Origin of the sequence: Brevibacillus brevis (genome assembly GCF_031583145.1) — a bacterium.
Taxonomy (GTDB): domain Bacteria; phylum Bacillota; class Bacilli; order Brevibacillales; family Brevibacillaceae; genus Brevibacillus; species Brevibacillus brevis_E.
The window spans coordinates 4549245-4567904 of the sequence record NZ_CP134050.1 but is presented as its reverse complement, the minus strand read 5'-3'; the positions used below and the strand labels follow the sequence as shown (position 1 = coordinate 4567904).

Here is an 18660-nt window from a genome sequence, read left to right as displayed (position 1 = left end):
AAAAAGGGGCCATCCACTTTACTGGTTTTTTGACCATCCACTTGCATCCAGGGCATCAGCGAACCGGGAAACAGCCTCCGGGATGTGCTCCAGGCTTGTGCGGCCGAAAGTGAAGCGAACATGGCCCGGGCTTGCACCGAACAGATGTCCGGGAACGAAAACGAGCCCTCGTTTCACCGCTTCGGAGAGGAGATTTTGTTCGCTCCAGCCGCCGGCAAGTCGGCACCACAGGTGGATGCCTCCAGCTGGCAGGCTCATTTCCAGCTGATCGGCAAACGCGTCTCGCAACGAAAGCGCGAGCTGCTCGCAGCGGATGGATAATTGCGTGCGCAGCCGGTGGATGTGATCGGCGAATTCGGGAGAGGCGAGGAAACGGTCGGCGAGCCATTGCGGCAGGATACTGTGTCCGAAATCGACCTGCTGTCTGGCGTCCGCCAGGCGCTCGATGACACTTTGCGGTCCGACGATCCAGCCGATCCGCAGTCCGGATGCGACGATCTTGGTCAGGGAACTGATGTACAGCACCGTGCCGTGCTTGTCCAGCGATTTCAGCGTGCGGACAGGCTCGCCCGAAAAGGAGGTCAGACTGTACGGGTCGTCCTCGATGATGGGGATGCCGTTTTCCGCGGAAATGGCGAGCAGCCGCAGCCGGCGCTCGAAGGACAGGAGCGTCCCTGTCGGATTGTGAAAATTCGGAGCCAGGAACACCATCTTGATGCGGTGCTTGCGATGCAGCTCCTCCAGCTGCACCGGGTCAATCCCGTCCTGGTCCACCGGGAGCAAAAATGTCCGCAAACCCGAGGAATGGAAGAGCGGCAGCGAATGGCAGTAGGAGGGGGCTTCGATCGCCACGGCATCCCCCGGCTGGAGCAGGCATTGCACGACCAGGTGCAGGGCTTGCTGGGCACCGGAAGTGATAAGGATGGCGGAAGGGGATGCGTCAATGCTCCGCCATTTTTTCATATGGACGCTGAGCGTCTCGCGCAGGGAGCTGTTGCCCAGCGAATGCTCGTAGCCAAAATGGGCGGGAAAGTCTCCCGCTGCAAGCAGTCTTTTGAGAGACTCGTGCGGCACCAGATCCGGCGACAGCTCGCCGCTCGCCAGGTCGATCAAGTCGTGCGCTTCAGTCTCCCGGCGAATTTTGCGGAAGAGCGGCAGGTTGGGGCGAAAGGAGCCCGTCTCGCTCAGGTGGCGCCAGTTTGGCACCCGGGTGCGAGCCAGCCCCCAAATATCTTGGCTCACAATCGTGCCGCTCCCTCGTTTTCGCTCCACGACTCCCGCCGCCTGCAGCTCGTCGTAAGCGGCTACGACCGTCGAGCGGTTGACGCGCAGTTCTTTCGCCAAAGTCCGTTCCGAAGGCAGGAAGCTGCCGGCGGGAAATTCACCCGCGCTGATGCGCTGCTCGATCATCTCGGCGATTTGCTTGTACATCGGCTTTTTCTGGGAAGGAGCTTTTCCGCTCATGTTTCGATCACGCTTTCTTTTGGGAGTGCCGGCAAAACTGGTTGGCATTTCCTATTATAGCATGCCGGGAAACGGGACTGGGACCGCGGAGGACAGCCATCCGCCGGGTTTGACCCCAAGGACGCATTTCCCTTCTTTCCATTTCGCCGCGGAATCGGTAGTATAGATGAGGACGAGAAAGGAGCGATCACGATGAAACAATATTTGGACTTGTGCCGGCGCATTCTGGACGAAGGCGTCACGAAGGAAGATCGGACAGGCACGGGAACGATCAGCATCTTCGGACATCAGATGCGCTTTGACCTGAGCGAGGGCTTTCCGCTGGTGACGACCAAAAAGCTGCATACGAAATCCATTTTCCACGAGCTGCTGTGGTTTTTGTCCGGCGATACGAATATCCGCTACCTGCAGGAGAACGGCGTGCGGATCTGGAACGAGTGGGCGGACGAAAACGGGGATCTGGGACCGGTGTACGGCAAGCAATGGCGCTCGTTTGCCGGACGCGACGGGAAGACGGTCGACCAAATCCAATGGGTCATTGATGAAATCAAGCGCAATCCCGATTCGCGCCGCTTGGTCGTCAGCGCCTGGAACCCGGCGGAGTTGGACAAGATGGCGCTGCCCCCTTGTCATCTGCTGTTCCAGTTTTACGTAGCAAACGGAAAGCTCTCCTGCCAGCTGTACCAGCGAAGCGGTGACACGTTCCTCGGTGTCCCGTTCAACATCGCGAGCTACGCTTTGCTGACCCATATGATCGCGCATGTGACCGGGCTTGAGGCGGGCGATTTCGTGCATACGCTGGGAGACGCGCATCTGTACCTCAATCACGTGGAACAGGTCAAGCTGCAGATGACCCGGGAGCCGAAGCCTCTGCCGAAGCTGAAGCTCAACCCGGATGTGAAATCGATTTTCGACTTCACCTATGACGATATCGAGATCGTCGGGTATGAAGCCCATCCGCACATCAAAGGCGAGGTGGCGGTATGATCAGTCTTTTGGTCGCCTATGCCAAGGGTCGGGTGATCGGCAAGGACGGCGTCATGCCGTGGCACCTGCCCGCTGACCTTGCGCACGTCAAGGCGCTGACGACCGGCAAGACGATCGTCATGGGACGCAAGACGTTCGATTCCCTGGGCAGGCCGCTGCCCAACAGACGCAATGTGGTACTGACGCGAAATCGGGACTTTCAGCCGGACGGCGTCGATGTGGTCCATACGAAAGAAGAAGTGCTGGCGCTTGGAGATGTCATCATTTTCGGCGGGGCCGAGATCTACAGACAGTTTCTGGATGTGGCAGACCGTCTATACATCACGGAAATCGATCTGGAAGCGGAAGGGGATACGTTTTTCCCCGAGTGGGATCGGGACGCGTTCATCTTGGTGGACAAGCGCGAAGGCATCGTGGATGAGAAGAATCGTCATCCGCACACGTTTTACGTATACGATCGGAAATGAGAATGAGCCGTATGAAGGGGCAGGTGGCTCAGGCGTTTCAAGCGGGAGAGGGAGACTCTCCCGCTTTTTTGATTTTTGCGTTCCCGGGTTGCGGAAAAATCATGTCACAGCCGGGCGGAGAGCCACAGGTACGCGTCTTTCAGCCAGGGGTGCAGGACGCGCAGCTTGTCCCGTTGCTCCCACATGTAAGACAAATAGGCGTACGCAGCATGCTCCAGCGACTTGGCCAACCCCGCTTGCAAGCGCGGGAGATAGGGAGGCGTGCCTGCCTGGTCCCACTCGATTTTATCTGCGACGAACAAGACCAGATCCATTTGGGATGGGTTTGCTTTCAAGGTGGTGTGGCATTCGATGGCGGAGAGGATGGCGGGATCGCTGACGTCGAACAAGGATTCCGCCATCTCCCTAGATAGTTTTTGGTGAATGATCATCGGGAAGGCCTCTTCTTGGGGCAAAATTTCAATCCCGAGTTGTCTGGCGACGGCGATTCTGTGATCATTGGGGTAAATCGCGCTGATATCGTGCAAATATCCGGCGACCATGGCCGCGTGCGGATCGGAGCCGAAGCGCTCAGCAAGGCTTTTTGCCTCCGCAGCGACACGACGGGAGTGAACGCCCGTATGCTCGCATCCATGCAGCCGCAGCAGTTCTGCCGAGTCGATTGCGACGTCATGGACTTTGTTCCAACCGATGATTTCCTTATCAAACAGCACCGTGTTACTCCTCTCTATCTTTCGCTTTTAACAATCATCGAACGACCCCATGGCATTTCTGATAAGTGCTTCCCCTACGGCGGCATTTGCCAAATGCAAATGTGCGCCCGCCGTTCGGGCAGACGAATCGCGGCGTTTCTTCGCTTGGCGGTCGCTCGCATAAGCGACAAGCAGGATGCCTCCCACCAAGCACCCGACTATGATCCCGAACATTTCTGTCTGCCTCCTTTGCGCAGCAACCGATTTTCCAACGATTCCCACCCTCTATTATACAGAGGTGAACCTTACTGTGCTCGCCTTTCTCTTTCGACATATGTCATCCATCTTCCACATAATAAAGAAGAAGAGGGGTTCGGACAAACCCATGGAGGGGATGGATGGAGGGGATGGGATGAAGGCAGATTTTCACGTGCGTCTGGAAGAAGGGCCGTATTCGCTGGAATGGCTGAATCGAACAGCGGAGTCTCTGCAGGCGGCACACCGGCAAGATGAGGGTCAAGGAAGGAGAGAATGGGCGGAGGAAATGGTAGGGAGACTGGCCGTCCGCCTCCAAAAGGGTCCCTTCTCGCGGGAGTGGCTTGATCTGTATCTGAGGCAGGCAAAGAAGGCGGGGCTGCAAGAGGTTTGCATTGCCGAGCATTTGTATCGTTTTTCCGAGGGCAAGCCTTATTACGAGAAGCATCTGCACCTCGGAGGCGACCAGGCGGGCAGGGCGCAGCGCAGGTGGCTGGAGCAGGTCGCCGTCGATTCGCTTTCCGATTACGTCGCTTTCTTGCGCGAGGAGCGACCGCGCTGGGAAGAAGCAGGGGTCGCGCTGCGGATCGGGCTGGAGCTCGACTATTTTCCGGGCGGGGAAGCAGACCTCGCTTGCTTCATAGAGCAAGGCCCTTGGGATGTGTGCATCGGGGCGGTAAAGTTTCCCAAGGGTTTGGGGCTGATCGTCGCCGATTCGCGGGAGCGGCTGAAAAGAATGGAGCGAAGCGTTTTGTACAGCCATTACTTTGATTGGCTGGAGCAAGCCGTACAAAGCGGACTTTTCGATCTGCTCGCCTATGATGACGGTTTGCAGTCTTTTGGCTTCATGCGGGACGAGACCGCCTTGCTTCCTTACTACCAGCGGATTGCGCGTGCGCTGCGGCGCCGGGATGTGGCAGCAGAGCTGCCGACTTCGCTATTGGCCAGCACGCCCCAGCGCGGGGGAAGCCCGTCCGGGAGATGGCTGGAAATTTTGGCGCATCACGAGGTCCCGGTGACAGTAGCGTCCCGCGCCTGCTACCCGGAGCAGGTCGGCCAGCATTGGGCGGAGGCGTGCGCGACGCTCAAGCGAGCAGGCTATTGCGGGGTGGTTTTGTTTGCGGATCGGAAGCGCAGACTCGCTGCTTTTGCTTAGTATTCCTCTCCCTTTTTGACGGATTTCTGCTATGATAGGGACAAACAACGTGCTAGGATTCGAATGCGAAATGGTGGAGGAGAGAGGATCATGTCCTTACAGGATCAACTAAACGAACTGCTCCGGGCGATGGAGCCGCAGATGATTGGCTGGAGACGTCATCTGCACCAGTATCCAGAGCTGTCTTTTCAGGAAGAGAAGACCCCCGCATTTATTGCGGAAATTCTTCGAGAATTGAAATTTGACGAGGTGCGCACAGGCGTAGGCGGCCGGGGAGTCGTCGGCGTGCTGCGAGGCGGCCGACCGGGAGCGACAGTGGCATTGCGTGCGGACTTCGACGCCCTCCCCATCCAGGACCTGAAGGAAGTAGAGTACAAATCGAAAGTGCCGGGTGTCATGCACGCTTGCGGGCACGACGGCCACACCTCCCAGCTGTTGGGGCTGGCGAGCGTGCTGGCGCCAAGACGCGACCAGTTCGCCGGGGAAATCCGCTTCCTGTTCCAGCATGCGGAGGAAGAATCGCCGGGCGGTGCGATGCAGCTGGTGGCAGATGGCGCTGTCGACGGGGTAGATGCCATATTCGGTGTGCATCTCTGGTCCATGCTGCCGGTCGGAAAGGTATTCATCAGCCCGGGGCCGATCATGGCCAATACGGACGATTTCGTCATCGAGATCCAGGGACGGGGCGGGCACGGAGCCGTGCCGGAGGAAACCGTCGATTCGATCGTCATTGGCTCGCAAATCGTCGGCAGCCTGCAAACCATCGCGAGCCGCAACATCAGTCCGCTGGCGAGTGTCGTCGTGACGGTAGGTACGTTTAACGGCGGGGACAACAACAACATCATCGCCGACAGCTGCCGGCTTACCGGTACAGTGCGGACATTCCTGCCGGATGTGCGCGACCGCGCGGAGCAGCGCCTCGCAGAAATCGCGGAGGGGACGGCTGCCATGCTCGGAGGCCGCGCAGTCGTCCGTTACGAGCGAGGCTATCCGGCTGTGATCAACGGAGAGAAGGAAGCGGCCATTGCCCGGGAAGCGGCGATCGAGGCATTCGGAGAGAGCCGCGTAGAGCCGATGAAGCCATTGATGGGAGGCGAAGACTTCTCCTACTACCTGGAGAAGGTACCGGGGGCCTATTTGTTCGTGGGTGCGGGGAATCCCGACAAGCTCGCCACATATCCGCACCATCATCCGCGTTTTGACATCGATGAGGACGCCATGCTGGTCGCAGGCGAGCTGCTCGGTCGAACCGCCCTTCGCTACCTGGAGCTGCATCAGAGGTAAACATGCCAATTTCCTTGAGAATATGCGCTTTCGCCTAGCCGGGCGAAGGCGCTTTTTTATGCGTTTGGCCATAAACTGGATAAGGTAAGCGAGACAGCCAAACGAAGGAGGGAGATGCCCCGGGTGAGGAAACGGATCGGCATACTGACCTTTCGAAGAGAAGACGGATTTACGGAACCCGTTTATTTGCGCCGTTTGGTGAAGGCAGGACGTGAGCTGGGGGCGAACGTATTCCTGTTCGGCCCACAAGATGTCCGTTACGCAGAGAAGAGGATCAGAGGGTACGTGCCCGCCGAGAAAGGCTGGAAGAGTGAATGGTTTGACTGGCCGGACATCGTCATCGACCGCTATCGCTACTACCCGCTTCCCAAGCACAGTCTCTACCTGCCCTTCCGCAAGCAAAACTGGTTTCGTTATGCCAACAGCCGATTTTCCAATAAATTTCAGGTACATCAAGTGCTGGCACAGGATCCCGCACTGGAAAGGTGGCTGCCGCAAACGTTGCCCTATTCGAGGGAGAATCTGTCCTTGCTGATGAAGCACCATCGCTTTTTGTACCTGAAGCCGACGAATGGAACAGGCGGACGCAGCATATTGCGTGTGGAGAGGCTGGAGAAGGGGTACCGATTGTACGGAAGAACCAAGAAGCAGGCCAAAAGCAGTGAAAGGCTGTATTCCCAGGCTGCTTTGTGCAAGCGGCTGGAGGAGTGGATGGAGCGGGAAAAGCACGGAAAAGAGCAGTTTTTCCTTCAGCAGGGGCTGGAACTGGAACTGGTGCCGCATCGGGTCGTGGACGCCCGGCTGCTTGTCCAAAAGGACGGGAGCGGGCAATGGAAAGTCACGGGAATGGGGCTGCGCATCGGCTCTCCGCAATTGTCGACCTCCAATTTGCACGGGGGCGGAAAGGCAATGCCTGCTGCGCTGTTTTTGACGGAGCGGTTCGGGAAGGAAGCGGCGGAGCGAATCATTCGCGAATGCCGGGAGCTCGCGCTGAAGACGGTGGCTCGCATCGAAGAGCATTACGGGCAAATGATGGAGTTCGGATTTGATTTGGGTATCGACGTACAGGGAAGGGTGTGGATCATCGAGATCAATCCCAAACCGGGGCGGGACATCTTCCGGCAGCTCGGCCAGAAACAACGGTATCAACTGGCCATACGCAGACCGTTGGAGTACGCCCTTTCCTTGTTGGAAAAAACGGAGGATGAAGCGAACACAAGGAGCGGATACTTCCGTGAAAAAAAGGCATGAGCAGGCCACCAGCGCCGCTCATGCCTCTTTGGTTTCTTTTCGGTCCAAAGCGAGGCATAATAGAAGAAAAAAGGGAGAGAGGTGGGAGCGCATGGGCCAGCAAGCATTTTCGATTCCCGTGGACGAAGGATTGACGCTCCGGGGCAATGTCCACACGGAGGCATCGGCAGGAAACGGGCAGCCGTTGCTGCTGTTCTGCCATGGATTCAAAGGCTTCAAGGACTGGGGCAGCTTTCCGTACGTGGCGGATTCTCTCGCGAATCGCGGGATCACGACGATCCGCTTCAATTTTACGTGCAACGGCGTCGGGGAGAGCTTGACGGAGTTTGACGAACTGGAGAAATTCGGGCGCAATACGTATGCCCGCGAGATCGCCGATTTGCAGATCCTGACGGAATGGGCCTTGTCGGGACGGCTCCCGTTGCCGGCTCACGTGGATACCGGCCGGCTTTTCGTTCTCGGCCACAGCAAGGGCGGGGGCGATGCCATCCTGTTTGGGGCAGGGAATTCCAAGGTCGCGGGGATCATTACCTGGAACGGGATCGCGGACGTAAATCTGTTCGATGAAAAGCTGCGCCGTCAAATCGCGGACAATGGCGTCGGATACATACCCAATGCGCGCACGGGCCAGAATATGCCCATCTCACGGGCTGTCATCGACGACGTCGACCAGAACCGGGAAGCGTACGATCTACTGAAAAAGGTCGCAATGATGCCCCAGCCTTTGTGCATCATCCAAGGCAAAAATGACTTTGCCAGACTGGTGAAAGGGGCAGAGCGCCTGCATCAGGCGGCGAAAAACAGTGAACTGGCCTGGATCGAGGGGGCAGACCACACGTTTGGTGCCAAGCATCCCTTTTTGGGAAGCACGCCGCAGCTGGAGGAAGCGATCGAGCGGACAGCTTCGTTTGTCTTGCCTATGCGTGCATAGAAAAAACCTATAGTGGTCACGTTCTAATTCGATTTGGGCTATGGTATACTGGATAACATCTAAAAGTCCGGTGAAAAAGTCCGCGTAAGCAGGCCTTTATCACGGGTTTGTCGAATTTATATCGTAACACGATGATCGAAAGAGTGATTGAACATGAAAGCCTATAAGTCATCGGCTATCCAGCCTCAGATGTTCCAATTTGTGGATATGGATGAACTCGTACCGAAAAAGCACATCTTGCGCCAACTGAACGAAGCGCTTGATTTTTCCATCGTCCATGATTGGGTGGCGCCGCTGTATACGGAACGTACCGGACGCCCGGCGGCTGACCCGGAGCGGATGGTTCGACTCATGCTGCTTTCGTATTTGTTCAACCATTCCGAACGGGAATTGTATCAACTGTTGCCCATGCATGGGGGCTACTTGTGGTTTTGCGGACTGGATTTCGAATCCGTCTTGCGCCCGGATCCATCCAGGCCGTCCCTGCCGGATCGGACGACCTTGGTGAAGACCCGGAAATTGTGGCGAAAACACGGTATTTTCGACACGCTCATGAAACATGTCGTCGATCAGTGCATCGCCGCCGGACTGGTCCAACCCGATGTAGATGCGGGAGTCGACGGTTCCCAAGTACGCGCCAACGCTTCTATCCACAGCTTGAAAGAAATCACTCTGGCACCTGTGGAGTCGATTGAAGACTACCTGGCTCGCATGGCCCGGCAAGACGAGCAACCCGAAGGTGACGCCGCTGATTCCGATGATGACAGACGGCCGCCCGCACCGCCCACGCGAACAGAACGGCGTCTGGAAGACGAAGCGACACATGAAGATTTTCATGGCAAAAGGTTCTCGAACAAGACCTACCGCAGCGTGACGGACCCGGATGCTCGCTTGTACAAAAAGAGCAACGGTCAGGAAGCGCATTTGCGGTATTTGGTGCATCATGTGACGGATGTCAAATCCGGCGTCATTCTGTCTACGCAAGCGAGCATCGCGTCCGGAACGGCTGAACGCGAGACGAGCTTGCAACAGCTGGCCGCGATCCGTTTTGCCCATCCGCAAATCCGGATTCGCACGCTTTCTGCCGATAAAGCCTACGGTACGACAGATTATCTGCAAGCGCTGTTCGAGCAAGGGATTATTCCTCTGGTTTCGCTTCGCAACCTGGCACTGGAAGATGTACCGACTTGGAAACGCCAAACGAACGATCCGAAGAAACAACGCAAGCGTCTGGCCAAAATCCGAGAAATCCAAATCCGCAACAAAGCCAAACAAATTCAGCTCAAGGGTTCTTACCGTCATCTGCAAAAGTTACGGACGCGGTGCGAGCATGTGTTTGCCGAAAGCAAAGTCGCGCATGGCCTGGGTCGCGCGCGGAGCCGCGGCCTGGATTGCATGCAGGAGCAGGCACTGCTCACGGCAATCGTTCAAAATCTGAAAAAACTATGCCGGTTTAAGAAGAAACGACCCCAAACCGGTATTTCGGCATGTCCAAAACCGAAATCCGTGATGATGGAGGCGGTGTCGGACCTGCTCATTTCGGCGTTGGTTGGGTTGTTTTCCTCTTTTTTCATGCCGAAGAGACGGATACAACTGACTTAAATCACCGGACTTCTAATGATTCAAATGATAAGATTATTCAGATAATTAGTGGAGATGGGTGGAGACATGAATAGCAAGGTGTATCTGTACGATACGACCCTGCGAGATGGTACGCAGGGGGAAGGGATCAGCCTGTCGGTGGAAGACAAGATAAAGATCGCACTGCGGCTGGATCAGTTTGGTATCGATTTTATCGAAGGCGGTTGGCCTGGCAGCAATCCCAAGGACATGGCGTTCTTTGAGCGCATCCGCGAGATTCCGCTGCAGCATGCGAAGGTTTCCGCTTTCGGCAGCACCTGTCGTCCGCATGTGGCAGCAGCGGATGACGACAACCTGCGGGCGCTGGTAGCGAGCGGCGCAAAGGCAGCGGCTATTTTTGGAAAGTCCTGGGACCTGCACGTAACCGACGCACTCAAGACGACATTGGAAGAAAACCTGCGGATGGTAGCCGATTCGGTCGCGTTTTTGAAAGAAAAAGGAATGACTACCCTCTTTTTGGCCGAGCACTTCTTTGACGGCTACAAAGCCAACCCGCGCTATGCCCTGCAAGTGCTGGAGGCGGCCGAGGCAGCGGGTGCGGACTGGATCGTCCTCTGTGACACAAACGGTGGCAGCCTCCCTACGGAAATATACGATATTGTGCGGAGCGTGACGGAAGGCATCCGCGTGCCGCTCGGGATTCATCCGCACAACGACAGCGGCGTGGCGGTCGCCAACGCACTGGCGGCGGTGCAAGCGGGCGCGACGCAAGTGCAAGGAACGATCAACGGAATCGGGGAGCGCTGCGGAAACGTCAACCTGATCTCCGTGGTCCCCAACCTGCAGCTGAAGCTGGGCTACCGCTGTGTCAGCAGCGAACAGCTCCAGGAGCTGACGCAGCTCTCCCGCTACGTGGCGGAGATCGCGAACATGACGCTCCCCAACAACCAGCCGTTTGTCGGCCACAGCGCTTTTGCCCACAAAGGGGGCATTCACGTCAGCGCGGTCCTGCGCGATCCGAAGACGTACGAGCATATTGAGCCGGAGAACATCGGGAACATTCGCCGCGTGCTCGTCTCCGAGCTGGCGGGACAAAGCAATCTGCTGGCCAAAATGGAAGAGCTGGAGATCGACATCTCGCTGGAGCGGGAGGAAGCGCGGGAGATCATTACCCGCATCAAAGAGCGCGAATTCCAGGGCTACCAGTACGAGGGGGCGGAAGCTTCGCTTACGCTGATGCTGCTGGAAGCGGCGGGCAAGCTGAAAAATCTGTTCACCCTCGATTCCTTCAAAATCTTGATGGAAAAAGCGGCGTCTCGGGCCATCACCTCGGAGGCGACCGTAAAGCTCAACCTGAACGGGGAAATGGTGCACACCGCTGCGGATGGCAACGGTCCCGTCAATGCGCTGGACAACGCGCTCCGCAAAGCTTTGGAAACGTATTACCCCTGTATCGCCAATATGCACCTCACCGACTACAAGGTGCGCGTGCTGGACGATAACGGAGCGACCGCAGCGAAGGTCCGCGTCTTGATCGAGTCTTCTTACAACGGAGAGAAATGGAGCACAGTCGGTGTCTCAACCAACGTGATCGAAGCGAGCTGGGAAGCGCTGGCTGACAGTATCCGCTACCTGCTGTGGAAAGAGGGCTGCGAGGAGTCCGATTTCCACCAGACGACGGAAGCGCGCGTGGGCATCGTGAACCACTAAGTGAATCGCAGACAAAATAACAGCCTGGCCATAGCGGTCAGGCTGTTTGCTTTTCCTGCTAATTGAAACCGCGGTTACTTGCGGGCGTCCATCAACTGCTGCAGCTTGGCTTCCGTGGCAGAGTTGGGGTCCGGGGTATAGATGCTGCAGCGCAACGCGACATCGCCCTGCACCAGCAGAGAGGTGAGATGGAACAGCATCTTGCCTGCCTTGGCATGGCGGAATTCCACGAGCACTTCCGGAGCGGAGCTCACGCGGCTTTCCTCCCACAGGGATTGAAATTCGGGATGCAGTCCCCGCATTTCCTGCAAAAACTGCTCGTACCATTCATCCTCCACGAATTGCCCGTAATACGCCCGGAATATGGCCAGAAAGCCGCTGACGAAGTGCTCCCAGTTGACGGCCAGACGCTGGAATTCCTTTCGCGTAAAAAGAAGACGGATCATGTTGCGCTGCTCGTACGGGATCTGTTCAAAGTCTAAAAAGACGTGTGCGGCGGCTTCGTTCCAGCCGACGATATGGCAGCGCCGATCCGAGATAATCGTCGGACAGGAACGCAATTCTTTCAAGATACGCTGGAGCGAAGGGCTGATCTGTGGCTGCGGCTCCTCCGGCGGGATGGCACCTGTTCCGGACTCCAGCGCCAGTGCGTACAAGTACAGCCGCTCGTCGACAGTCAGCTGGAGCGCTTTCGCGACCGCGTCCAACACGGAAGGGGATACCTTGATGTCCCTCCCTTGCTCCAGCCAGGTGTACCAGGTAGGACTGACTCCAGCCAGTTGGGCGACTTCCTCTCTGCGCAAGCCGGGAGTGCGCCTGCGGGTTCCGGGAGTGAGGCCGACGGATTGGGGCAAGATTTTGGCCCGTTGCGCTTTCAAAAAGGCAGACAACTCTTGTAATCTCGTTTGATGGTTCATGGAGCACCTCCTTGCTTCAGGGCTGTTTGCGCATCATGCTGGTATTCATTATACTAGGATAAACAACAACTTGTAATAGGATAATTGCTGTGCAAAGATGGTTTTATCAGATTGCAAGAGGAGGATCACCATGGAAAAAGTAGTGATTACAGGGTTGGGCGTAATCTCCCCGCTTGGAAATCAGGTCGATCCGTTTTGGGATGGCTTGGTCAAAGGACAATCAGGCATTACGTTGATCGATACATTTGATACGACGAACTTTAAAACCAAAATCGCCGGAAGCGTACGCGACTTCGATGCGGACGGACGATTCGGGCGCAAGGAGGCGCGGCGGATGGACCGCTTCTGCCAATTCGCGCTGGCGGCCGCGGAGCAAGCCTGGGAGGATGCTGGCTTATCCTCGGACAAGGTGAATGGCGAGAGGCTCGGTGTGTACGTCGGTTCCGGCACCGGCGGAGTGCAGTCCTTGCTCGAACAGACGGCTGTCTTGAAGCAGAGGGGACCGGATCGCGTCAGTCCGCTTTTGGTTCCGATGATGATTCCGAACATGGCTTCCGCGATGATCAGTATCCGGTACGGCGCGCACGGTCCGACGATGGCGCCTGTGACAGCTTGCTCGATCGGGAATACCTCGATCGGAGAAGCGTTCCGGCTGATCAAGATGGGCATCGCCGACGTCGTGATCGCAGGCGGGACCGAGGCGGCGATCACGGATGTCTCTTTGGCCAGCTTTGGCAACGCCACCGCACTGTCTACGCGAAACGACGATCCGCAGCGTGCAAGTCGGCCTTTCGATGCGCAGCGGGACGGGTTTGTCATGGCGGAAGGGGCGGGTATCGTCGTCCTGGAGTCGCTGTCCCATGCCTTGCGCCGCGATGCCCGGATTTATGCCGAGGTCATCGGCTACGGCGCCAGCTCGGATGCTTACCATATGGTTGCGACGCATCCGGAGGGCTACGGTCCTTACCTGGCCATGAAGTGGGCCTTGCAGGAAGCCGGCATCCAACCAGAGGAAGTCGACGTGATCAGCGCACACGCGACGAGTACGGAGATAGGCGACCGCTCCGAAACCGTCGCGATCAAGCGGTTGTTTGGGGAGGCGGCCGCTCGCATACCCGTGACGGCCAACAAATCGATGACCGGCCATATGCTGGGAGCCGCCGGCGGTGCAGAGGCTGTCGCATTGATCAAAACCTTGCAGGAAGGAGTCATCCCGCCGACGATCAACCTGGAAGAGGCGGATCCGCTCTGCGATCTCGATTACGTGCCGAATCAGGCGAGAGAGGCGGATGCCCGCATCGGCATCTCCAACTCGTTTGGCTTCGGAGGCCACAACGCTGTCATCGTGTTGAAAAAATACGAGAATTCATAAGGGAGTCACTCCCGAAAAACCTTTCGCCTATGATGGGCGAAAGGTTTTTTGTTTGGGGAGAGGAAGGGCACGGTCCAAAACGCGATCGAATGGCGACGGCGATTGGGTCGCATACTACTTTCGAAAGACAGATTCCGGTAAGGGAAATGAAGGAGGTCTGACGAATGGCTAGCGACAACCAGGCAGAGAACCAAAACGTTCATAGAGGAACGATTCTCGGCGTGATCATCGCAGGCGCGATCGCCGCCTTGTTGAATCAAACGCTATTGAATACGGCTTTGCCCAAGCTGATGGACCAGTTTCACATCACCACCTCCACAGCGCAGTGGGTGATTACGATCTACATGCTGGTCAACGGCGTGCTGATTCCCACGACGGCTTTCCTCATGGAAAAATTTACGACGCGGCAGCTGTTCCTGACCTCGATGTGCCTGTTTTCGGTGGGCACACTCATTTGCGGCATTGCGCCTTACTTCGCTTTCATGCTGGTCGGAAGGGTGATTCAGGCGAGCGGGGCCGGAATTGTCATGCCGCTGATGACAAACGTCATTTTCAACATGTTCCCGAGGGAAAAAAGAGGATCGGCCATGGGGGTAGTCGGGATTGCGATGGTGTTCGCTCCCGCCATTGGGCCGACGCTTTCCGGCTGGGTAGTGGAGCACTACTCGTGGCGCCTCTTGTTTTTCATCGTCCTGCCGATCGCCGTCATCGTTCTCATCGTTTCATCCTTCGTCCTGAAAAACGTCACGGAAACGAAGAACCCCAGGCTGGATGTATGGGGAGTGATTTTGTCCACCATCGGCTTCGGCGGACTCCTGTACGGATTCAGCACGGCCGGTTCGAAGGGCTGGGGAAGTGTCGAAGTCATCATCATGCTTCTGGTCGGGGTCATCTGCCTGGTGTCGTTTGTCATGAGACAGCTGCGGATCGACCATGCCATGCTCGAGTTCCGCATTTTCAAGACACCGGCTTACACGCTCGCGATCCTCATCAGCCTCTTGGTCAACATGACTCTCTATTCCGGAATGATCCTGCTGCCTGTCTACGTGCAGGACATCCTCCACTTCAGCCCGGTGCAATCCGGTCTGCTGATGCTCCCGGGCAGCATTATCATGGGCATCATGTCTCCGATTACGGGAAGGCTGTTTGACCGGTTTGGCGCACGCTACCTGGCCTTGACCGGCCTCGTGATCACGATCGTGACGACCTTTGGCTTTACGAAGCTCAGCCTGTCCACGAGCTACAGCTATCTGCTCACGCTTTATACGGTCAGGATGCTGGGCTTATCCATGCTGATGATGCCGGTCATGACATCCGGATTGAATTCCTTGCCGCTCCGGTTGAATCCGCATGGGACTGCAATGTCCAATACGATCAACGCGATCGGCGGCGCCCTGGGGACTTCGCTGTTCGTGACGATTATGAGCACCAAAAGCGCCGCACATACGGTGGACATCATCAACCAGCATGCGATCAATCCGGCCGATCAGGCCCAGCTGGCGGTAGCGAAGATGCAGGGGGTGGCGATGGGTACGAGCGATGCATTCATGCTCGCGACCGCATTTGCCATCATCGCCTTCGTTCTCGCGTTTTTCCTGGGCACCAATCCGCGGGGACGTGAGGGCAACAAGGTACGGGAAAAGGGAGGCGCCATGCAGCCTTCTTGACTGCGAGAAATGACAGCAAAAGCAAAAAGCGCCGTCCTCCTAAGGAACGGCGCTTTTTCATTCCGGCGACTTCGGCCTCGTGCCCTAGCCTTGCTTGCGCATGGCGCCGAGCTCTTCCACGATCGCGGTCATTTCATTGATGCCGAAGTTGGTTTTCTTTTGCACCATGTTGTACAGGTACAGCAGGTCTTCGTAGTGTGCCAGATCGAAGTCCTCCGGGCGCATGACCGCCGTGTTGGCCATGTTCAGCTTGGACTTGATGCCCTCGATCAGGACAGCCAGATTTTCGGCTGTCGGTTTTGTCAGGTCAGCCATTGCTTCTGTCTCCTCTCGCTTCCGTTTGGTTTATTTCGTCAGCTGGCCGCGTGTGACGCCCAGCTGGTTGGTCGCTTTCAAGGTACGCCATACATGCGTGCCGCTTACTTCCCCGCGCAGAGCCTGGCGGTACAGGCTGATGACTTCCTTCACGCGCTCCGGCTCTTCCTCGAGGAATTCGATCCGGTAGCTGCCCACATGCAGCGAGCGGAATTCCTGCAAATACTCGGCACCGGACTGGTCGATGGCGTTGTACACCGTATTGCGGCATCCCGTATCCACGCGAACCGGGTGGGAGAAGCCGACGCGGTCCTTGAGAGAGACGCGGGACGTCTCGCAAGGCGTACCGCAGTTCGTATGGTCGGTCCCTTCGCTCAGGAAGGTGCAGTATACGCAGTGCTCGGTATGGAACATCGGCATGTGCTGATGGATGACCAGCTCCATTTGGGCCGCGTCGGAGCGGGAGAGCAGGTCGATCATTTGCTGGATGTTCAGGTCGTACGACGGCGTTACACGGGTCAGGCCGGCTTCCAGGAACAGCTCGGCGGCTTTGTGGTTCGCCACGTTCAAAGAAAAGTCGCCGATCAGCGGGATGTCGATCTCATCCTTCCGGGACAGGTAGTAATAGAGCGCCCCGGTGTTCCGGACGAGAATGGCATCCGGCTTGCTTTTGGCAATCAGCGCCAGTACGCCGTTTTCATCCGGCATGTGGATGCGCATGGTCGCGATGCCGATGCGCTTGCCGTATTTGTGCGCCAGCTTGACGCCTTCCGGATACTGCTTGACGAACTCGAAGTCCGCGTACAGAAAATCCACATCGGTCTGCGCAGCAGCCTCCAGCTGCTCAAGCGAGCGGCACAAGGCAGTCAGAAGCGGCTTTTCCACCGGCTGTCTGGCAGGTACATCGGCGTATACGTTTACGTCCCGATGCTGGTAGACAGGCGGCTTGGAGCGCAGGAAGACGAGCTGCTCCACAGCTTCCCGGCGCATCCGGTTCAGCTCGCTGACAGGCAGGATCAGCCCTCCGTCCAGATCGACCGTCAAATCGGCCGCATCGAGCGTGAAGATGGTGCCGCCCAAGCGCCCGAGCTGATCGTGCAGCAGCTCATGGGTCAGCGGACGCTTCAACGCTGTCTCCAGATTGATGTCGGACGCAATGGTCACGGCATGGTTCGCAAGTTTGTCGACCCAGGTGACGTGCAGTTTTTCCCCGAGCTTGCCGCTTGCGTGCACGGCGAGAGGGAAGGTACGGTACGGCTTTTCGGTCTCGAACGTCTTGCGCAGCCGTTTGTCCAGCTCCGGATCGCTCGTTTTCCAGACGCGGTCACCGACGTGCAGACGCTTCAGATTGACGTCGTTTCGTCCCATGACGATCTCGTAGAGGCCTTTGGATACCTCCCCGTCCACTTTTTTATTGCGGATGAGGATGTCGTAGATGCGTCCACCTTCTTCCTTCTGCGTCGGATCGCCGGCGTCGAACACGATTCCGTCCCCGCGCTTGACTGGCGCTTCGATGTCGACCAAGACCGCGTTCGGCAGCAGCTTCTTGACCGTACCGAGGAAGACGCCGCGACTTTTCGGGAAGGAGCCGTCCACCAGCTTTTTGTTGTTTGTGCCTTCCAAAAATCCGTGGGTGAAGCCGCGGGAAAAGCTTTGCTGCAGCTCGCGGATCTCCTCCTGCGCAGGCGGCGTGTCCACGCCGTCGAAATAGCGGTCGATCGCAGCGCGGTACTTGCTGACTACGTTGGCTACGTACTCGGGCGATTTCAGACGTCCCTCGATCTTGAAGGACGTGACCCCGGCCTCGATCAGCTCCGGCATCAGGTCAATCGCGGCCAGATCCTTCGGGGAGAGCACGTAGGCGATGTTGCCCATGTCTTTTTGCACGCCGTCCACCATCAGGTCGTACGGCAAGCGGCACGCCTGGGCGCATTCTCCGCGGTTGGCGGAGCGTCCGCCCCACATCTCCGAGGTCAGGCATTGGCCCGAGTAGGAGACGCACAGTGCTCCATGGACGAACACTTCCATCGGCAGCTTGGCCTTTTCTCCGATCTTCCTGATTTCTTTCAGTGAGTTTTCCCGGCCCAGCACCACGCGCTCGATGTCAAAAGGCTTGGTGAACTCGACGGCTTCGGGCGATGTGATCGTCATCTGCGTTGATCCGTGGATCGGGAAGTCCGGAGAAATCTCCCGGATCAGCTTGACGAGTCCGAGGTCCTGCACGATGACGGCGTCGACCCCGGCGTGGATACAGGCGTCGATCAGCTCCCTGGCATCCTCCAGTTCGTTTTCAAACACCAGAATGTTGAACGTCAAAAAGCCCTTCACACCGTACATGTGCAAATACGACATGATTTCGGGCAGTTCCGCCATATGGAAGTTCTCGGCACGGGCACGCGCGTTGAACTTTTCTACTCCGAAAAAAATAGCATTCGCTCCGTTGGCGACGGCCGCCTTCAGGCAGTCCCAGTTGCCGGCTGGAGCGAGCAGCTCGACATCTTCGCGTTTGATCCCATTTCGCATGTGGTTGTCATTACCTCCAAGGTCTTCAAACAAGCTACCTTCATCATAGGGAAATGTGGGGGGCATCGCAAGGAAAACCTCCCGGCTG

Annotated in this window: 16 protein-coding genes; 10 read left to right on the top strand and 6 right to left on the bottom strand. The window is 57.3% G+C overall.

Features of this window, described 5'->3' with window-relative positions; translation table 11 throughout:
- Positions 1-18: 18 nt before the first annotated feature.
- Positions 19-1464, bottom strand: a complete 1446-nt coding sequence (gene pdxR, locus RGB73_RS22770) for a MocR-like pyridoxine biosynthesis transcription factor PdxR (protein WP_310765004.1) — start codon at positions 1462-1464, stop codon at positions 19-21.
- A 192-nt stretch (positions 1465-1656) separates the two neighbouring features.
- Here pdxR and RGB73_RS22765 point away from each other — a divergent pair, with 192 nt between their 5' ends.
- Both RGB73_RS22765 and RGB73_RS22760 read left to right on the top strand, forming a co-directional pair.
- Positions 1657-2451, top strand: a complete 795-nt coding sequence (locus RGB73_RS22765; protein ID WP_310765003.1) for a thymidylate synthase — start codon at positions 1657-1659, stop codon at positions 2449-2451.
- A complete protein-coding gene (locus RGB73_RS22760; RefSeq protein WP_310765002.1) occupies positions 2448-2918 on the top strand; it encodes a dihydrofolate reductase in 471 nt (156 codons plus the stop codon). The genes RGB73_RS22765 and RGB73_RS22760 overlap by 4 nt, the downstream gene beginning before the upstream one ends.
- Before the next feature lie 104 nt (positions 2919-3022).
- Here RGB73_RS22760 and yqeK read toward each other — a convergent pair whose 3' ends face one another.
- Both yqeK and RGB73_RS22750 read right to left on the bottom strand, forming a co-directional pair.
- On the bottom strand, positions 3023-3628 hold the full coding sequence (gene yqeK / locus RGB73_RS22755) for a bis(5'-nucleosyl)-tetraphosphatase (symmetrical) YqeK (protein WP_396136231.1): 606 nt from the start codon (positions 3626-3628) through the stop codon (positions 3023-3025).
- A gap of 30 nt (positions 3629-3658) precedes the next feature.
- Positions 3659-3844: a hypothetical protein gene (locus tag RGB73_RS22750; protein ID WP_310765001.1), complete on the bottom strand. Its 186-nt coding sequence runs from the start codon at positions 3842-3844 to the stop codon at positions 3659-3661.
- A 178-nt stretch (positions 3845-4022) separates the two neighbouring features.
- On the opposite strand from RGB73_RS22750, the gene RGB73_RS22745 reads away from it, so the two are divergent.
- The 6 genes from RGB73_RS22745 to cimA all read left to right on the top strand — a co-directional run bounded on the left by RGB73_RS22745 (position 4023) and on the right by cimA (position 11778).
- Complete coding sequence (locus RGB73_RS22745; protein ID WP_310765000.1) at positions 4023-5021, top strand: PHP domain-containing protein; 999 nt, start codon at positions 4023-4025, stop codon at positions 5019-5021.
- A gap of 90 nt (positions 5022-5111) precedes the next feature.
- A complete protein-coding gene (locus RGB73_RS22740) occupies positions 5112-6305 on the top strand; it encodes an amidohydrolase (RefSeq protein ID WP_310764999.1) in 1194 nt (397 codons plus the stop codon).
- Positions 6306-6428: 123 nt separating this feature from the next.
- Positions 6429-7556, top strand: coding sequence for a YheC/YheD family endospore coat-associated protein (locus RGB73_RS22735; RefSeq protein WP_310764998.1), 1128 nt, complete (start codon positions 6429-6431; stop codon positions 7554-7556).
- Between the two features lie 91 nt (positions 7557-7647).
- On the top strand, positions 7648-8487 hold the full coding sequence (locus tag RGB73_RS22730) for an alpha/beta hydrolase (protein WP_310764997.1): 840 nt from the start codon (positions 7648-7650) through the stop codon (positions 8485-8487).
- Between the two features lie 153 nt (positions 8488-8640).
- Entirely contained in the window at positions 8641-10089 is a 1449-nt protein-coding gene (locus RGB73_RS22725) for a transposase (RefSeq protein ID WP_310764996.1), read from the top strand.
- Positions 10090-10155: 66 nt separating this feature from the next.
- The gene (gene cimA, locus RGB73_RS22720) at positions 10156-11778 is read left to right on the top strand and encodes a citramalate synthase (RefSeq protein ID WP_310764995.1); all 1623 of its coding nucleotides are present in this window, start codon (positions 10156-10158) and stop codon (positions 11776-11778) included.
- A 74-nt stretch (positions 11779-11852) separates the two neighbouring features.
- Here the strand turns inward: cimA and RGB73_RS22715 are convergent, their stop codons facing one another.
- Complete coding sequence (locus RGB73_RS22715) at positions 11853-12695, bottom strand: helix-turn-helix transcriptional regulator (protein WP_310764994.1); 843 nt, start codon at positions 12693-12695, stop codon at positions 11853-11855.
- A gap of 130 nt (positions 12696-12825) precedes the next feature.
- On the opposite strand from RGB73_RS22715, the gene fabF reads away from it, so the two are divergent.
- Both fabF and RGB73_RS22705 read left to right on the top strand, forming a co-directional pair.
- Entirely contained in the window at positions 12826-14067 is a 1242-nt protein-coding gene (gene fabF, locus RGB73_RS22710; protein WP_310764993.1) for a beta-ketoacyl-ACP synthase II, read from the top strand.
- Positions 14068-14231: 164 nt separating this feature from the next.
- Positions 14232-15734, top strand: a complete 1503-nt coding sequence (locus tag RGB73_RS22705; RefSeq protein ID WP_310764992.1) for a DHA2 family efflux MFS transporter permease subunit — start codon at positions 14232-14234, stop codon at positions 15732-15734.
- Positions 15735-15818: 84 nt separating this feature from the next.
- Here the strand turns inward: RGB73_RS22705 and RGB73_RS22700 are convergent, their stop codons facing one another.
- Together RGB73_RS22700 and RGB73_RS22695 are read right to left on the bottom strand one after the other, a co-directional pair.
- The gene (locus RGB73_RS22700) at positions 15819-16049 is read right to left on the bottom strand and encodes a DUF1128 domain-containing protein (RefSeq protein ID WP_310764991.1); all 231 of its coding nucleotides are present in this window, start codon (positions 16047-16049) and stop codon (positions 15819-15821) included.
- A 30-nt stretch (positions 16050-16079) separates the two neighbouring features.
- Complete coding sequence (locus RGB73_RS22695) at positions 16080-18572, bottom strand: U32 family peptidase (RefSeq protein WP_310764990.1); 2493 nt, start codon at positions 18570-18572, stop codon at positions 16080-16082.
- Between the last annotated feature and the right edge of the window lie 88 nt (positions 18573-18660).